Raw genomic sequence first — 16,068 nt, 5'->3', positions numbered from 1 at the left:
CCGGAGGCGGGCGGAGGGGCTACCGCCCCTCTCCCGACAGGTTGCGGTCGAGGTTGTAGGCGGCGCTGATCAGCCCCAGGTGGGTGAAGGCCTGGGGGTAATTTCCCTGCTGCCCCCCGCGCACCTCCCAGATCCCCTCGTCCTTCCGGCTCCAGTTCCTGCAGACCCACTCGATCAGCCGGACCAGGTCGGTCCACAGGTCGTAGGAGATCGGCTCGCCGTACTTGTTGTAGAGGTAGACGGAGTCCATCAGCTCCCCGTAGATGTCGAGCTGGAGCTGCGTGGCCGCGGCGTTCCCGATCCGCACCGGGGCCGATTTCCGGTACCCCTCGAAATGGGAGAGGACCGTTTCGGGGAGGTCGTGACGTCCGTCGATGCCGTACATCACCTGGAGCGACCCGTCCTCCCGGAGCTCCCCGCACCGCGCCTCGATCCAGCGCATGAAGGCCGCCGCCTCCTCCGTGTAACCGAGGCGGATCAGCGCGTAGACGGTGAAGGAAGCGTCCCGGATCCAGGTGTACCGGTAGTCCCAGTTCCGCACCCCGCCGATCTTCTCCGGGAGCCCGAAGGTCGGGGCCGCCACGATGGACCCGTCCGGATGCGAGGTGAGCAGCTTGAGCGCAAGGGCCGACCGGTTCACCATCTCCCGCCATCGTCCCCGGTACGTGGACCGGGCCATCCAGCGGCGCCAGTAGGCCAGGGTCTTCTCCAGCGACCGGGCGACGTAGTCCTCTCCGGCGGAGGGGGATTCCACGCCCGGCTTCGCCTCTTCCAGGATGAAGGCTGCGGCCTCCCCCGCCCCGAGGCGGAACTCCGCCGTGACAGCACCCGAGACGATGTCGAGCGGGACCCGGGACCGGAACCGGAGCGCGGGGATCCCCTCCCCTTCCGGCACGAAGAGAACGCCGCCGTCGAACCTCTCGACCCGGTGCCCCCGCCGTCCGTAGTCGAACCTCGGATCGCAGAGCAGCCGGAATCCGACCTCCCCGCGGACCGTCCCGACCTGCCGGACGAGGTCGTGCGAGTGCTCCCCCTCCGCGATCGTCATGAAGTCGGTGATCTCGGCCACCCCCTCGTCCGAGAGGAACCGGGAGAGCAGGATGTTCGAGTCGGGAAGATAGAGCTGCTTCTGCCTCGCCCCTTTCAACGCCGGGGCGATCCGGAACGCCCCCCCCCGCTCCCGGTCCAGGAGCCCCGCGAAGATGGTCGGGGAATCGAAGTGGGGAAAGCACATGAAATCGATCGAGCCGTCCATCCCGGCGAGCGCGATCGTGTGGAGGTCGCCGATCACCCCGTAGTTCTCGATCGGCTGGTACCCCATCATCCGCTCTCCTCCTTCCCGAAGGCGTCCTCCTCCGGATCGGCAGCTACCGGTTCCGGTGGTTGTCGATCCGGGGGAAGGTCTCTCCGTACACCGCCTTCTTCGCCATGTCCATGGCCAGGAAGTCGTAGGGGAAGCCCATCTCGACGGCGCTGATGCGGGAGAGCCGCTCCAGGTGCTCCTCCTTCAGCTCGAAGTCGAGGCAGCCCAGGTTGTCCATCGTCTGCTCGAGGGTCCGCACGCCCAGGATCGGAATCATGACCCCCTTCTGCTGCCGGACCCAGGTCAGGGCGACCTGGGAGGGGGTCCGCCCGATCTCGCGGGCGACCTTCTCGACGTCGCGCGCGATCGCGAGGTTCTTCTCGCTGATCCTCCAGAGGTTGGAATCCTTCCTTCGGGAATCGGTCGCCTTCACCTTCCCCGGCTTGCCGCTGTATTTCCCGGAAAGGACGCCGCCGCCGATCGCCCCCCACGCGGTCACCGCGATGTCGAGCGCGTTCGCCATCGGGATCAGGTCGCGCTCGACCGTGCGCTGGATCAGGCTGTACTCGATCTGCAGCCCGATGAACGGCGTCCATCCCCGCAGTTCCGCCAGGGTGTTCGCGCGGGACACGATCCATGCGGGGGTGTCGGACACCCCGACGTACCGCACCTTCCCGGCCCGGACCACGTCGTCGAGCGCCCGCATCACCTCCTCCACGGGAGTCATGAAATCCCAGGCGTGAAGCCAGTACAGGTCGATGTAGTCGGTCCCCAGCCGCGAAAGGCTCGCCTCGAGCGACTGCACCAGGTTCTTCCGGTGATTGCCGCTCGCGTTCGGGTCGTCCGCCCGCATGCTGAGGGTGTACTTGGTGGCCAGCACGAACCGGTCGCGGTCCTGCCCGAGAAACTCCCCCGTGAACCGCTCGCTCGTGCCGTTCGTGTACATGTTCGCGGTGTCGATGAAGTTTCCGCCCGCGTCCGCGAACGCGTCGAAGATCCTTCTGCTTTCCTCCCGGGTGGCCCCGAATCCCCACTCCTCGCCGAACGTCATCGTCCCGAGGCAGATCTCCGACACCCGCAGTCCGCTCCGGCCGAGCAGCTTGTACCGCATGGGTTCCTCCCCGTGTCTTTTCGTTTTCCTAAAGATTCCCGAAAACTTCGGCAGGATTCAAGCGGAAGCGATCTACGAAACCGCCCGTTGAGCCGGATGGTGGGACTGGTGCTCCAGGTACCTTTCCCGGGTCGAAACGACTCCCTCCCGTCCCCGGAAGAAGAGGGAAAACCCCAGATCCAGCGCCTGGGAGAAATCCTCGTAGAGCCGGAAGGCGGCATCCTCGGGGCGTCCGACCGGCTCCCACCGGGCGTTGATCCTCGGGCGGACGAATCTCCCGGAAAGGAGGAGGCGGAAGAACATCAGGTCGCAGATCATCCCTTCGAGCCAGGGAATCCAGTGGGCATACCCGGCGACCCATTTGATGTGGGGGGAGTTTTCCAGCAATACCTCCGCCGTTTTCCTGTCGACGAAGTCGCAGGCGCCGAAGAAGAGCCCGTCGTAGCTGGAAAGAGGCGCGATGATGTTCTTCAGCCTCGTCCGGCTGATGTCGCGTACGGCGCTGATCTTCCCCCGCTCCCCGTGGCAGGCGATGTAGGCGATCTTCGTCCGGCTGTCGACCCCCTGATCCTGGCGGGACAGGGCGTCCTTGAGCCCCTGCGCGTTCTGGAAGACGACGTAGCGGAACAGCGCGTCGTGCCCCGGCCGGGTCCGCCGGTAGCCGTTGCGCCGGGCATAGGTGTCCTCGGTGTCCCGCTTCAGCTGCTCGAAGAACGGCTTCACCGTCTCCTCGTGGAGCTGGTCCCACTGCGCCTCGAACACCTTGATGATGTAGCGGTAGCCGTCCCTGGATTTCATCTCGGTTCCCCTGATGCGACCTCCGGCCGTCCTGGACGCCGGATGGAATTTTCCTTCTTCAAGAGCGCACCGATGTCCCATGCAACCACCGTGCGAACCTTTTCGTACCCCGTACGTTTCTCCGGAAAACGATCTCGGATATCTCCCCGCCCGGCCATGGCCCTCTTTCGCCGGACGGTTCTGAAGGGACATTATACGCCAGACGAACCTCCCCGAATCCGGGTTTTTTCACGGATAACCTATTGTATTTCATGGCTTTTCTAATATTTTTATGCCGATTTCCCTTTTTTTTATCTCAAGGATTCCAAGGGGTTACAACACGAAGCGAGCGCGGCGCACCGCATGGCGTCCCGCCAACCGATCGGTTTCCCCGCCATGCCGAACCAGGTCGTTCCGGTCTGGACGGAAGAGGCGTTGCGGTATACTATTTTCAGAACTCCTTTATGGATGACCCGGCAGGGTTCCGGAGACGGATGGCGTCCTCGTATGTCCGAAAATCCTCCCCGCGGCATCGGTTGATCAGGACGCTCTCCGCATTCGCCGCGACGATCCTGATCCTTTCCTCTGCTGTGCAATCAGGGGAACGTCTCCGGATGTCGACCACCACCTCCACGGAGAGCTCCGGACTGCTTGCGGCGCTTCTCCCTCCGTTCGAGCGGGCCAACGGCTGCACCGTGAACGTGATCGCGGTGGGCACGGGGAAGGCCCTCAAGCTGGGGGAGGCGGGGGATGTCGACGTCGTGTTCGTCCATGCCCGGGAGCTCGAGGACCGGTTCGTGGCCCAGGGGCACGGGATCGACAGGAAGGATGTGATGTACAACGACTTCGTCCTGCTCGGGCCCCGGGCCGACCCGGCCAAGGTGTCGGGCGCGGTCGGCCCGGCGGACGCCCTGCGCCGGATTGCCGCGTCGAAGGCCCTCTTCATCTCCCGGGGCGACGAGTCGGGGACGCACCGGAAGGAACAGGAGCTCTGGCGCGCGGCGGGGATCGTCCCGAAGGGGTCCTGGTACCGGGAGGCGGGCCAGGGGATGGGCGAGGTCCTCGAGATGGCCTTCCAGAAACGGGGATACACCCTGTCCGACCGGGGGACCTACGTCGCCTTCCGGACGAGGATCGACCTGGCGATCCTGTTCCAGGGGGACGCGCAGCTCCGCAACCCCTACGGGGTGATCGCCGTGAGTCCCGCCCGGCATCCGCACGTGCGGTACGGCCTGGCCCGGAAGTTCACCGACTTCCTGACCGGCCCCGAAGGACAGCGAATCATCGCCGAATACCGGATCGCCGGGGAGCCGCTCTTCTTCCCCGCCATGGGCGCGGAGCGCTGAGTGGAATTTTTCGCCGATTCGATGAACGCGGCCCTGTCGCTCCTTCTCTCGGCGGATCCCGACATCCTGCATGCGGTGCTCACCTCCCTCCTCGTCTCGGGCGGCTCGATCCTGCTCGCCTCCCTCATGGGGATCCCACTGGGGCTGGCGGTGGGGCTTTCCGAGTTTCCCCTCAAGCGGCCGGCCGTGACGCTGCTGAACAGCCTCGTCGCCCTTCCGACGGTCCTGGTCGGCCTGGTCGTCTACGGCTTCCTCAGCCGGCGCGGTCCCCTGGGCTCCCTCGGCCTTCTCTTCACGCCGGCGGCGATCGTGATCGGGGGGACCATCCTGTGCACCCCGATCGTGGCGCACTATGCCATGGTCGCCGCGAAGGGGGCCGACGCAAGGATCCTCCCGACGGCGATGACCCTGGGGGCCGGCCCCGTCCGGGCCTGGCTGAAGTTCGTCTCCGAGATCCGCTTCGGAATCCTGGCCGCCGTCGTCGCGGGGTTCGGCCGGGTGGTCTCGGAGGTCGGAATCGCGATGATGCTCGGCGGCAACATCCGCGGCTACACCCGGACGATGACCACCGCGATCGCCCTGGAGACCAGCAAGGGGAAGTTCGCCGAGGGGATGGCCCTGGGAGTGGTCCTCATGGCGGTCGCCCTGATCGTCAACGTCTTCCTGAGCCTCCTCCAGCAGAGGCGGCCATGAGCCCCCCGCTCTACCGCCTGGAGTCGGTGATGCGGCGCTACAACGGCGTCGTCGCGCTGGAAATCCCGGACCTTTCGATCGCGGAAGGCCGGTCCTACATCCTGGCGGGACAGAACGGCGCCGGGAAGAGCACCCTCCTCTCGCTGCTGGCCCTTCTTCTCCCCCCCTCGGAGGGGACGCTCTATTACCGGGGAGAGAAGGTATTTGCGGGAACTCCGCACGCCTTCCGCGTCCGGAGGGAGGTCACCCTGCTGCACCAGTCGCCCTACCTGTTCGACGACACCGTCTTCGGGAACCTCGTGTTCGGACTCGCCGCGAGGGGGATCCGGGGGGAAGATCTCCGCCGGTCCGCGGGACGTTCGCTGGAGACGGTGGGGCTTGCGGGGTTCGAGCGGAGAAAGGCGCGGGGCCTCTCCGGGGGGGAAGCCCAGCGTGTCGCGATGGCGCGCGCCCTCGCGCTCTCCCCGAAAGTGCTGCTGCTCGACGAACCGCTGGCGAACGTGGACAGGGAAACCGCGGATGTGCTACAGGATGTCATCGCTTCGCTTCCCCGGGCGGGGACCACGGTGATTCTGGCAACGCACGGGCCGTCCCATCCCGCATGGTCCGGAAGCGAGCTCCTTCGCATCGCCAACGGCAGGATCGATCCCCCGCCGCAACCGGGGCCCGAACCGGCAAATCCAACGGACGGAGACTGAGCGGATGGACATCCCCTTCGAAGAGGCTAGGACGAGGATTCTAGACAGCGTTTTTCCGCTCGCCGCGGAGCATGCCCCCCTGCTCGAGGCGGCCGGCCGGATCCTCTCCGAGGCGATCTTCGCCCCCTTCGACATGCCCTCCGCGGACAACTCCGCGATGGACGGGTTCGCCGTCCGGTGTTCCGAGTGCACCGGCCCGGTGACCCTTGCGATCGCGGGCTATCGCCCCGCCGGCTTTTCCGGAAAAACCGCGCTGAAGGCGGGGTCCGCCGTCCGGATCATGACCGGGGCCCCGCTTCCCGCGGAGTGCGACGCCGTGGTCCCGTTCGAGGATGCCCTGGAGGAGGGTGGGCGGGTGCGGATCGAGCGGGCGGTGAAGGCCGGCGCCCACGTCCGGGTCCGGGGGGAGGACGTGAGGAAGGGAGACCGGGTCCTGGCGCCCGGAACGGTCCTGAGGCCCCCGGAGATCAGCCTGCTCGCCTCGTTCGGGAGGGTCCTCATCCCGGTGTACCGGAAGCCTCGGGTCGCGATCCTTGCGACCGGCGACGAACTGGTGGAGCCGGGCGGGGAGATCCCCCCGGGGGCGATCGTAAACAGCAACAGCTTCTCCCTGGCGTCGGCGGTCCGGGAGGCAGGCGGGGAGCCCGTGATGCTCGGAATCGCGAGGGATTCCCTTCCGTCGCTTCGGGGAAAGCTGTCGGCCGGGCTCGCGGAGGACGCCCTCCTCACCTCGGCGGGGGTATCCGCGGGCGACAGGGACCTCGTCCGGGAGGCGTTGTCGGGGCTGTCGGTCCGCGAGATCTTCTGGAGGGTGCAGATGCGTCCGGGGCGACCGTTCGCCTTCGGACTCCAGGGCCGCAGGCCGGTGTTTTCGCTGCCGGGGAACCCCGTGTCGGCCATGATCTCCTTCGAAATGCTCGCGCGCCCCGCCCTGCGGAAGATGGCCGGAGATCCCGCCCCGGTGAAGCCCTGCGTGAAGGCCGTTCTCACGGAGGCGGTCCGGAAGAAACCGGGGAGGATCCAGTTCCTGCGGGTGGAGTCGGAGATTTCGGACGGGGAATACCGGGTCCGTTCCGCGGGAGACCAGAACACGGGGATCCTCCGGACGATGGTCCGCGGAACCGGGATCGCGATCCTGCCCGTGGATCGAACCCATTTCGAGGCCGGCGAGCGCGTGGAGGTCCTCTTCCTCTACGGACGATGCTGACCGGCGGCGGGGTCACGCGCCGGGCGTGAGGAAGGTCTCCACGAGGAAGTCGGCGATGGCGGCGGGATCGTCGATGTCGAACCGGGGGACATCGAGGGAAAGCGGCGCGTCGCTGGCCACAGCCACCAGCGTCGGGTCGTGCTCCTCCCCGCGGCAGAGCAGGGTCTCGCTGCGCCCTTTCCGGTGGACCTCGATCTTGGGGAGCCTGCTTTTCCGGAACCCCTCCGTGAGGACGATGTCCACGTCGGCGAAGTAGGTCCCGATCAACTCCTCCACGCCGGGGGACTCCGCATGCCGCTTCACCATGGCGAGCTTCTCCGCAGAGGCGATCACCATGGTGTCCGCCCCCGCGGCGGTCAGCCGGTGACTGTCCTTCCCGGGACGATCGATCTCGAACCGGTGGGCGTCGTGCTTGACGACCCCCACCCGGTATCCGCGCCCTTTCAGCTCCGCGATCACCTTCTCGAGCAGCGTCGTTTTCCCCGTCCCCGACTTCGCGACGAAGGAGACGGCCTTCCCCTTCCCGATCGAGGAAGCGCTCATCGATCCGGCCGGCCCCGGTCCCCGCCCAACTCCAGGGCGTCGGGTCCGGATCCGGTTTCCTCCCCGAGCAGGCGGGAGTAGTCCTCCGGGGTGTTGATGTTCCGAAAGGAGCGCCCCTCCGGATCCAGCGACCCGACCTCCTCGCAGGAAACCTTCCGGGCCCGCACCCGTTCGTGAATCGAGAGGACCCTCTGTTCGCCGGACGCAAGGAGTTCCTCCACCGCCCGGAGGGCTCCGTCTCCGTAGGCCGCGTGCAGCGGCTCCGGACCGAGCGGGCCTACCGGGATCACCACGTCGGCTCCCTCCCGCAAGGAGAGGAGGCGGCGCACCAGCCGTTCCTCGAGAAAGGGCATGTCGCAGGCGACGGCGAAGATCCAGGGGGTTCCCGCGTGCTTCAGTCCCGAATGGACCCCCGCCAGACTCCCCATCCCGGGGTAGAGATCCGGGACCATCCGGCAGGGAAGGAACGGGTAGAGGTCCGGGCTGTTCGTGACCACGATCACCTCCCGGAAGATCCGGGACATCCGCCCGTACACCTCCTCGATGAGCCTTCCCCCGCGCCAGGGGAGGAGCGCCTTGTTTTTCCCCATCCGGGTGGACGGCCCCCCGGCCAGGATCACTCCCGTGACCCCCTCCAACGGACCCTCGCTTTCGGAAGGAAGCGCGATCCTCCAGGGATGGGTGTACACGGTGAACCGTCCCCCCCGCACGTAGCCGAGGAGGGTGATCCCCGCCTCCCCGGCGATCCGGATCGCCAAGTCGGTCGGGGAGGTCCTCGAGGCGATGACGGAGATCCGCAAGGCCGCCCCCTTGGCCGCCATCTCCGAGGAGATCCGGCCGGAGCTGACGAGGATCTTCCCGGAGAGGTCGATCCCCTTGAGGAGCGCCTCCCCGGCGATCCGGTCGATCGTGTTGTGGCGGCCGATATCCTCGGCGGCCAGCAGGATCCTCTCCCCGTCCCCCGCCGCGGCGGAATGGATCCCCCCGTGGCTTTTGTACCTCTCCGCCTGCCGCCCGAGAGAATCCATCATGGCGAAGATCGCGCCGGGCGAAAACCGGTGTTCCCCGACCGGTTCCCGCGGTTCCTCCCGGCCGCCCGCCTCCCCGGCCTCCGGCAGGTGAAAGCCGACCCCTCCCCCGCAGCCGGAGGTCAGGATCGGCCGCAGCTGTTCCGGGACCTCCCCCCGGATTCTCACGCTGGCGCCGCCGGATTCCGGGCAGACCCCGAGCATCACGATGTCGTCCGCCCGCCCGACCATCCCCTGCATTCGGAGGAATCCCGCCACGAGATATTCGAGATCGTGCGGGGAAGCGATCAGGGTGGCGAGCGCGGTCCCGTTCACCGTGAGGTGGACCGGGAACTCCGATACGGGATGATGGTCGGCGGCCGCGAGCCGGCGGCCGTCGAACCGGAAAACGGGAAATCCCGGTCCGGCTCCCCCCGACCCGGGATCACGCGGCATCTATTTCCCCCGCCCGGATCTTTTTTTCACCTTGCCGTAGATCATGCTTTTCAGGGTGCCGGGATTGCCGATCGTGGTCAAGTGGATGTGAACGACCATGATCATGACGAAGAGGACTGAAAGGATCCCGCGCAGCACGAGGGAAAGGGTCACGACCCGATAGACCTCTCATCCTGTCCGTTTAGCTACCCACTATAGGTAATAATTTTCCCAGTCTGTTTTCACTGGACAGCCAATCGCATCAATAGAGTTTCAGAAGCATTCTCATTTCGACTGGTTACGATGGCCTAAAAAACGCCCGGAAGGGCATCAATATTGCTCTTCCCCTTGACATCATGATGGACACAACATATAGTACCCGAAAGATTACAAATCGGGTACTCACCACAGCATATTGAAACACCGTTTATTTTCAAACGGGAGGGTTTCGATGAGATCCCTGTTTGCGTTGCTGCTCATGGTTTTCCTGCTCGCGGGCGGGTATCTGTTCGCCGAGCCCGTATCCCCGGTTTCCTATGACTATCAGGACGACCCGGAGATCACCAGCTGGCTCTCCAAGAAGGAGGCGGCCCGGCTGATGCAGTACCATGGAGTCCAGGGGCTCAAGGTCACCGCCGCCGAGGTCTTCATCCCCCGGGACGGCCAATGGATCCGCGTATACCACGATCCGCCCTACCCGGCGGAGAAAAGCATCGCCTCCGGGAACCCGGAAGAAACCCTCCTCGCAAGCGCCGATCGATCCTGATCCGTCCTCCCCGATTCCCGCGCCCGCCGCGTCCCCCGTCGCTTTGAAAGACGGGATGCCCTTTTTTTTTTCAAGGCTCCATCCAGACGATTGACTTTTCCCATCCGCGGGCCTATTCTCACCCGGTATACAGGATACTGGATACAGGAGGGATCGAAACGCCTCTCGTAGCCAGCCCTCCCCGGGCTCAAACCGGATTCATGCTCGAAGTGGCAGCAAAAATCCACGATACCGCGAAAGGGATGGAGTCATGTCGGTACTTTCGAACACCGTAGCAAGGAAGCTGCTGATGGCGATCACCGGGTTCTTCATGCTCCTGTTCGTCATCGTGCACCTTCTCGGGAACTCCTCCATCTTCATCGGCCCGAGCGCGCTGAACACTTACGCGGAGAAGCTCCACAGCCTGGGCCCGCTGGTCTGGATCTTCCGCCTCTTCATGATCGCCATGCTGGCGATCCACGTCTTCTTCGGCATCCTGCTGACGCTGGAGAACTGGGCGGCGAACCCGAAGAAGTATGCGGTGAACCGGAAGCTCAAGGCCACCTTTTCCAGCGAGACGATGATCTGGACGGGTGCCCTGCTCCTGGCCTTCCTCGGCTACCACCTGGCCCAGTTCACCCTCCGGGTCACGCCGGACATCTCCCCCGAGGCGGTGGCGATCCGGCCGGGCGACGTCTTCTCGATGGTGATCGGCAGCTTCCGGATCGTACCGATCACGGCCGCCTACGTGGCCGCCATGGTGGTCCTCTTCCTCCACCTCCGCCACGGGATCCACAGCTTCCTGCAGACCCTGGGGCTTTCCAACGACCGGACCCTGCCGAAATACGTGGTGCTCGCGAACCTGCTCTCCGCCCTCTTCTTCGTGGGGTACAGCGCCATTCCCGTTCTCATTCTCATCGGCATCCTGAGCAGATAGGGGGTTCCCTGTGATACTCGACGGAAAATGCCCGACCGGACCGATCGAACAGACCTGGGACAAGCACCGCTTCGACATGAAGCTGGTGACCCCGGCGAACAAGCGCCAGTACAAGATCCTCGTGGTGGGAACCGGGCTGGCGGGCGCCTCGGCCGCCGCCTCCTTCGGGGAGCTGGGGTACAACGTGGAGGCCTTCTGCTACCAGGACAGCTCCCGCCGGGCCCACAGCATCGCGGCGCAGGGCGGGATCAACGCCGCGAAGAACTACCCCAACGACGGCGACAGCATCTTCCGGCTCTTCTACGACACCGTCAAGGGGGGCGACTTCCGTTCCCGTGAAGCGGACGTGTGGCGTCTGGCGCAGGTGAGCAACAACATCATCGACCAGTGCGTGGCGCAAGGAGTCCCCTTCGCCCGGGACTACGCCGGGTACCTGGACAATCGCTCCTTCGGCGGGGCGCAGGTCTCCCGCACCTTCTACGCCCGGGGACAGACGGGACAGCAGCTGCTGCTCGGCGCCTACTCGGCCCTCTCCCGGAATATCAAGCTGGGAACGGTGAAGATGTTCCCCCGCACCGAGATGCTCGACCTCGTGCTGGTGGACGGCGAGGCGAAGGGGATCACGATCCGGGACCTGGTCACCGGGGAAATCCGCTGCCACGTGGGCGATGCCGTGGTCCTCTGCACCGGGGGCTACGGGAACGTGTTCAATCTCTCCACGAACGCGCGGGGGTGCAGCGTCACCGCGATCTGGAAGGCCTACAAGAAGGGGGCCTTCTTCGCGAACCCCTGCTTCACGCAGATCCACCCCACCTGCATCCCGCAGGCGGGCGACTACCAGTCGAAGCTGACCCTCATGTCGGAGTCGCTGCGCAACGACGGCCGGATCTGGGTGCCGAAGAACCAGGGGGAAAAGAGAGCGGCCAACGACATCCCCGAGGAGGACCGCGACTACTTCCTCGAGCGGAAGTACCCCAGCTTCGGCAACCTCGCCCCGCGGGACGTCTCGTCGCGCGCCGCCAAGGAGCAGTGCGACGACGGGCGCGGGGTGGGACCCGGCGGCCTCGGCGTCTACCTCGATTTCCGGGATTCCATCGGGCGGCTCGGGGAAGACACGATCCGCGAGCGGTACGGGAACCTCTTCGAGATGTACGAGCGGATCACCGGCGAGGACGGCTACAAGGTGCCGATGCGGATCTACCCCGCCTCGCATTACGCGATGGGCGGGCTGTGGGTCGACTACAACCTGATGAGCAACGTCCCGGGGCTCTTCGTCCTCGGGGAGGCGAACTTCTCCGTCCACGGGGCGAACCGGCTCGGGGCGAGCGCGCTGATGCAGGGGCTCGCGGACGGCTACTTCGTCATTCCCTACACGATCGCCCCCTACCTCGTCTCGACCAGGCCGGGGAAGGCGAAGGAAGACCACCCCGAGTGCCGGAAGTCGATCGATGAGGTCAAGGCGTACACGAAGAAGCTCCTTTCGGTGAACGGGACGGAAACCCCGGGCGACTTCATGCGGAAGCTGGGGAACGTCACGTGGAACAACATCGGGATGGCCCGCAGCAAGGAGTCGCTGACGGAGACGCTCTCGAAGGTCCCGGAGATCCGGGAGCAGTTCTGGAGCAACGTGAAGGTGACCGGCTCCCCCTCCGAGATGAACCAGGTGCTCGAGAACGCCGGGCGGACGGCCGACCTGATCGAGTTCGCCGAGCTGCTCGCCCGCGACGCCCTGGTCCGGGACGAGTCCTGCGGGGCCCATTTCCGCGTGGAGCACCAGTACGAGGACGGGGAGGCCAAGCGCGACGACGCGAACTTCACCTACGTGGCCGCCTGGGGATATACGGGCGACGGGAAGACCCCCGAGCTCCACAAGGAGCCGCTCGAGTTCCAGGTGATCAAACCTGCGGTAAGGAGCTACAAATAATGAGCGGACACAGCGAACACAAGACGATGACGCTTACGCTGATCGTCTGGCGGCAGAACGGCTCGAAGACCCCCGGGCGGTTCGAGACCTACACCGCCAGGGAGATCACCGAGCACCACTCCTTCCTGGAGATGCTCGACGTGGTGAACGAGGATCTGATCAAGAGCGGGAAGGAGCCGATCGTCTTCGACCACGACTGCCGGGAGGGGATCTGCGGGACCTGCTCCCAGGTGATCAACGGCGTTCCCCACGGGGGACAGGACCGAACGACGGTCTGCCAGCTCCACATGCGCAAGTTCAAGGACGGCGACACGATCTACATCGAGCCGTGGCGCGCCCGCGCGTTTCCGGTCGTCAAGGACCTCGTGGTCGACCGCAACGCCCTCGACCGTATCATCGAGGCGGGCGGCTACACCTCCGCGCACACCGGCGGGGTTCCGGACGCCAACGCGCTGCCGATCCCGAAGCCCGACGCGGAGTACTCCATGGACGCCGCGGAGTGCATCGGCTGCGGCGCCTGCGTGGCGGCCTGCCCGAACAGCTCGGCGATGCTCTTCACCAGCGCCAAGGTCGCCCAGCTGGCCGCCCTCCCCCAGGGGAGAATCGAGGCGAAGGAGCGGGTCCAGGCCATGATCGATGCGATGCAGGACTGCGGCTTCGGGAACTGCTCGAACCACTACGAGTGCCAGGCCGCATGCCCGAAGGGGATCGACGTGAAGTTCATCGCGCATCTGAACCGGGAGTATATGAAGGCGCTGGTCTGACCGCGGCTCCCGGAGACCCGGCCCGGACGTGAGGGCCCCCTTCCAAACCGTCGTCGCGGGCGGCCGCCGGATCGAGTTCGCCTGGCAAGGTCCCGGCCCCGGCGACGCCCCGACGCTGGTCTTCCTGCACGACGGGATCGGCTGCGCGGCGACATGGCGCGACGTTCCCGAAGCGCTCGCACGCGAGACGGGGTGCGGCGCGCTCGTCTACAGCCGGGCCGGGTACGGCGGTTCCGACCCGGTCCCGCTGCCGAGGCCGCTCACCTACATGCACGAGGAGGGTTTCTACGGTCTTCCCGCGGTCCTCGACGCGACCGGCGTCCGGACGGCCCTGCTCGTCGGGCACAGCGACGGGGGCTCCATCGCGCTGATCCACGCCTCCCGGCCGGAAGCCGATCCCCGGGTGCGCGCCCTGCTGCTCGTGGCGCCGCACGTGTTCTGCGAGGAGGTAACGGTCCGCGCCATCGAGCAGTCCCGGGAGGAGTACCTCCACGGCGACCTGCGGGAGAGGCTTGCCCGGCACCACGGCGAAAACGTCGACTGCGCCTTCTGGGGCTGGAACCGGGCCTGGCTGGACCCCGGCTTTCTCGACTGGAACATCGAGGAGTTCCTCCCCGCCGTCACGGTCCCGGTTCTCGTGGTCCAGGGGCTCGACGACCCGTACGGGACCCTCCGTCAGGTCGAGGCGATCGAGCGTCAATGCGGCGGTCCCGTCCGGCGCTTCGTCCTCGATCGGTGCGGCCACAGCCCGCACCGCGACCAGCGCGAACGCACCCTCTCCGCGATGGCCGACTTCGTCCGCGCCCGGATCTGAATCCTTCCCTCCGGAAAAGAACTCATACCGTAAGACCTTTACCTTCGGAGGATACGGAAATGCGGGAATCTCGCGAACTTCCGGTCAGGGTCTTCACCGACTACACCTGACCGTTCTGCTACGTGGGCGAGAGGCGTCTCGCCCGTCTGGGCACCCGGGTCCCCTTGAAGGTCGAACGTGTTTTCACGGAGATCCATCCGGACACTCCTCCTCAAGGATCGCCCATCTCCAGCCTGGGATATCCACCGGAACGATGGGCGCGGATGATGGACTCCCTCGCGCAGATGGGGTCCGAGGAGGATATCGTCTTCGCCGAAAGGACGTTTATGATAAATTCCCACAAGGCGCTTTTGCTCGCGGAGGCAGCCAGGGAACTCGATCCCGACCGGTTCGAGGAGCTGAACGAACGGCTGTTCCGGGGCTATTTCTCGGAGGGGAAGAACCTCGGGGACGAAGAGGTGCTTCGGCGGATCGCGTCGGAAGCCGGCCTTCCCGCCGATACGGTGGACCGCGCCTGGAGCGACCCGGCGTACGAAGAGAGGCTGGAGAAGCAGAAACAGATCGCCTCCGCGACCGGCGTGACGGGGATCCCCACCTTCGTCGTCGGGGAAAAATTCGTCCTGGAAGGGGCCGTGCCCCTGGAGCTGCTGATCCATGCGGTGAATCAGTCCCGGTCCGGCCCGTAAACGCTTTCCGGACCGCATCTGAACTCGTTCCACGAGGAGGGAACCGTCATGCCGATGAAAGACAAAGTGGCCCTGGTGACCGGTGCAAGCCGGGGAATCGGCGCGGCCACGGCCAGGATGCTGGCCAGGCACGGCGCGGCCGTCGCGGTGAACTACTTCCGGAGCGCGAACGCCGCCCGCAAGGTGGTGTCGGAGATCGTGGACGAAGGCGGGAACGCGATCGCCGTCCGGGCGGACGTGAGGAACATGAACCAGGTGGAAGCGATGTCCCGGAAGGTGGCGGAAACGCTGGGCCCGATCGACACCCTCGTCCTGAACGCCTCCATCTCGTTCCCGGTTCTCCCCTTCCTCAAAATTCCATGGAAGGACTTCCAGGCGAAACTCGTGGGAGAGTTGCAGGCCGCGTTCTTCTGCTGCAAGGCCGTGGTCCCCGCGATGGTGATGAGAAAAAAAGGATGCATCATCGGGATCAGCAGCGGTCTCTCCCGGGTTGTGGGAGAAGGGTTCTGCGCGCACAGCACGGCCAAGTCCGGCCTGGACGCCTTCATGAAATCGCTGGCCCTGGAGCTGGGTCCCAAGGGGATCCGGGTCAACGTGGTGGCGCCGGGCCTTACCGAGACCGATGCCACCGCCTTCCTCTCGAAAAAGGAAAAGGACGCAGCCGCCCTGATCACCCCCTTGAAGCGGATCGGTCTCCCCGATGATGTGGCGGGGGCGGTCGTCCTGCTGGCCTCCGAAGAGGCACGGTTTGTCTCGGGGGCATATCTCCCGGTAAGCGGCGGGATCCACATGACCTGAGCCTGACCTGCCCCCGATCTTCGGCGGGGAGGCATCGCCCGGGCATGGAACGTGAGGAATGCCCCTGCAGAAAACGTATTTCCGTTGCTCGCTGAAACGGGGACGTCCAACTGGACTGTGGAGGGATATGCCCGGAGGTCAGTACCTTTCTGGAGATCCCCTGCAGGAACCCCTCTTCACTCGTAACAATATTTTCTGATCTTTGACGCCAGTTTTTCCTCAAGATCATGCTTCCATGTATTGGGCATGCCCACCAGAAAGGGGAAAGGAGAACTGGATC

The 16,068-nt window shown here is 65.6% G+C and carries 15 protein-coding genes and 1 pseudogene; 11 read left to right on the top strand and 5 right to left on the bottom strand.

Annotated features, from left to right (window positions below; genetic code table 11):
• Positions 1 to 19: 19 nt before the first annotated feature.
• From A2X88_02760 to A2X88_02750, 3 genes are all read right to left on the bottom strand, one after another.
• A complete protein-coding gene (locus A2X88_02760) occupies positions 20 to 1,324 on the bottom strand; it encodes a hypothetical protein (protein OGP35379.1) in 1,305 nt (434 codons plus the stop codon).
• Between the two features lie 43 nt (positions 1,325 to 1,367).
• Positions 1,368 to 2,414: an aldo/keto reductase gene (locus A2X88_02755; GenBank protein OGP35378.1), complete on the bottom strand. Its 1,047-nt coding sequence runs from the start codon at positions 2,412 to 2,414 to the stop codon at positions 1,368 to 1,370.
• A 72-nt stretch (positions 2,415 to 2,486) separates the two neighbouring features.
• Positions 2,487 to 3,212 carry a hypothetical protein gene (locus tag A2X88_02750; GenBank protein ID OGP35377.1) on the bottom strand — a complete coding sequence of 242 codons (726 nt, stop codon included), beginning with the start codon at positions 3,210 to 3,212 and terminating at the stop codon, positions 2,487 to 2,489.
• 515 nt (positions 3,213 to 3,727) lie between these two features.
• Here A2X88_02750 and A2X88_02745 point away from each other — a divergent pair.
• Genes A2X88_02745 through A2X88_02730 form a run of 4 tightly spaced genes read left to right on the top strand, consistent with a single transcriptional unit; the run spans position 3,728 to position 7,135 of the window.
• Positions 3,728 to 4,537, top strand: a complete 810-nt coding sequence (locus tag A2X88_02745) for a tungsten ABC transporter substrate-binding protein (GenBank protein OGP35407.1) — start codon at positions 3,728 to 3,730, stop codon at positions 4,535 to 4,537.
• Positions 4,538 to 5,230, top strand: a complete 693-nt coding sequence (locus A2X88_02740) for an ABC transporter permease (GenBank protein ID OGP35376.1) — start codon at positions 4,538 to 4,540, stop codon at positions 5,228 to 5,230. It begins immediately after the preceding gene.
• The gene (locus A2X88_02735) at positions 5,227 to 5,928 is read left to right on the top strand and encodes a hypothetical protein (protein OGP35375.1); all 702 of its coding nucleotides are present in this window, start codon (positions 5,227 to 5,229) and stop codon (positions 5,926 to 5,928) included. The genes A2X88_02740 and A2X88_02735 overlap by 4 nt, the downstream gene beginning before the upstream one ends.
• A gap of 10 nt (positions 5,929 to 5,938) precedes the next feature.
• Positions 5,939 to 7,135, top strand: a complete 1,197-nt coding sequence (locus A2X88_02730; protein OGP35406.1) for a molybdopterin molybdenumtransferase MoeA — start codon at positions 5,939 to 5,941, stop codon at positions 7,133 to 7,135.
• A 12-nt stretch (positions 7,136 to 7,147) separates the two neighbouring features.
• Here A2X88_02730 and A2X88_02725 read toward each other — a convergent pair whose 3' ends face one another.
• Complete coding sequence (locus tag A2X88_02725; protein ID OGP35374.1) at positions 7,148 to 7,678, bottom strand: molybdopterin-guanine dinucleotide biosynthesis protein B; 531 nt, start codon at positions 7,676 to 7,678, stop codon at positions 7,148 to 7,150.
• A pseudogene (locus tag A2X88_02720) lies at positions 7,675 to 9,048 on the bottom strand (formate dehydrogenase family accessory protein FdhD). The gene A2X88_02725 and the pseudogene A2X88_02720 overlap by 4 nt, the downstream one beginning before the upstream one ends.
• 523 nt (positions 9,049 to 9,571) lie before the next feature.
• Here A2X88_02720 and A2X88_02715 point away from each other — a divergent pair.
• The 7 genes from A2X88_02715 to A2X88_02685 all read left to right on the top strand — a co-directional run bounded on the left by A2X88_02715 (position 9,572) and on the right by A2X88_02685 (position 15,788).
• Positions 9,572 to 9,886: a hypothetical protein gene (locus A2X88_02715; protein OGP35373.1), complete on the top strand. Its 315-nt coding sequence runs from the start codon at positions 9,572 to 9,574 to the stop codon at positions 9,884 to 9,886.
• A 250-nt stretch (positions 9,887 to 10,136) separates the two neighbouring features.
• Positions 10,137 to 10,802 carry a fumarate reductase gene (locus A2X88_02710; protein ID OGP35372.1) on the top strand — a complete coding sequence of 222 codons (666 nt, stop codon included), beginning with the start codon at positions 10,137 to 10,139 and terminating at the stop codon, positions 10,800 to 10,802.
• Positions 10,803 to 10,812: 10 nt separating this feature from the next.
• Entirely contained in the window at positions 10,813 to 12,726 is a 1,914-nt protein-coding gene (sdhA, locus tag A2X88_02705; GenBank protein OGP35371.1) for a succinate dehydrogenase flavoprotein subunit, read from the top strand.
• A 26-nt stretch (positions 12,727 to 12,752) separates the two neighbouring features.
• A complete protein-coding gene (locus A2X88_02700; GenBank protein OGP35405.1) occupies positions 12,753 to 13,490 on the top strand; it encodes a succinate dehydrogenase in 738 nt (245 codons plus the stop codon).
• 28 nt (positions 13,491 to 13,518) lie between these two features.
• On the top strand, positions 13,519 to 14,304 hold the full coding sequence (locus A2X88_02695; GenBank protein ID OGP35370.1) for an alpha/beta hydrolase: 786 nt from the start codon (positions 13,519 to 13,521) through the stop codon (positions 14,302 to 14,304).
• A gap of 263 nt (positions 14,305 to 14,567) precedes the next feature.
• Positions 14,568 to 14,990: a hypothetical protein gene (locus A2X88_02690; GenBank protein ID OGP35369.1), complete on the top strand. Its 423-nt coding sequence runs from the start codon at positions 14,568 to 14,570 to the stop codon at positions 14,988 to 14,990.
• A 54-nt stretch (positions 14,991 to 15,044) separates the two neighbouring features.
• Positions 15,045 to 15,788: a short-chain dehydrogenase gene (locus A2X88_02685; protein ID OGP35404.1), complete on the top strand. Its 744-nt coding sequence runs from the start codon at positions 15,045 to 15,047 to the stop codon at positions 15,786 to 15,788.
• Positions 15,789 to 16,068: the final 280 nt, after the last annotated feature.

This window comes from Deltaproteobacteria bacterium GWC2_65_14, from assembly GCA_001797615.1.
Classification (GTDB): Bacteria; Desulfobacterota; Deferrimicrobia; order Deferrimicrobiales; family Deferrimicrobiaceae; genus GWC2-65-14.
The sequence above is the reverse complement of the archived record's forward strand: the minus strand, read 5'-3'. Positions and strand labels throughout refer to the sequence as shown.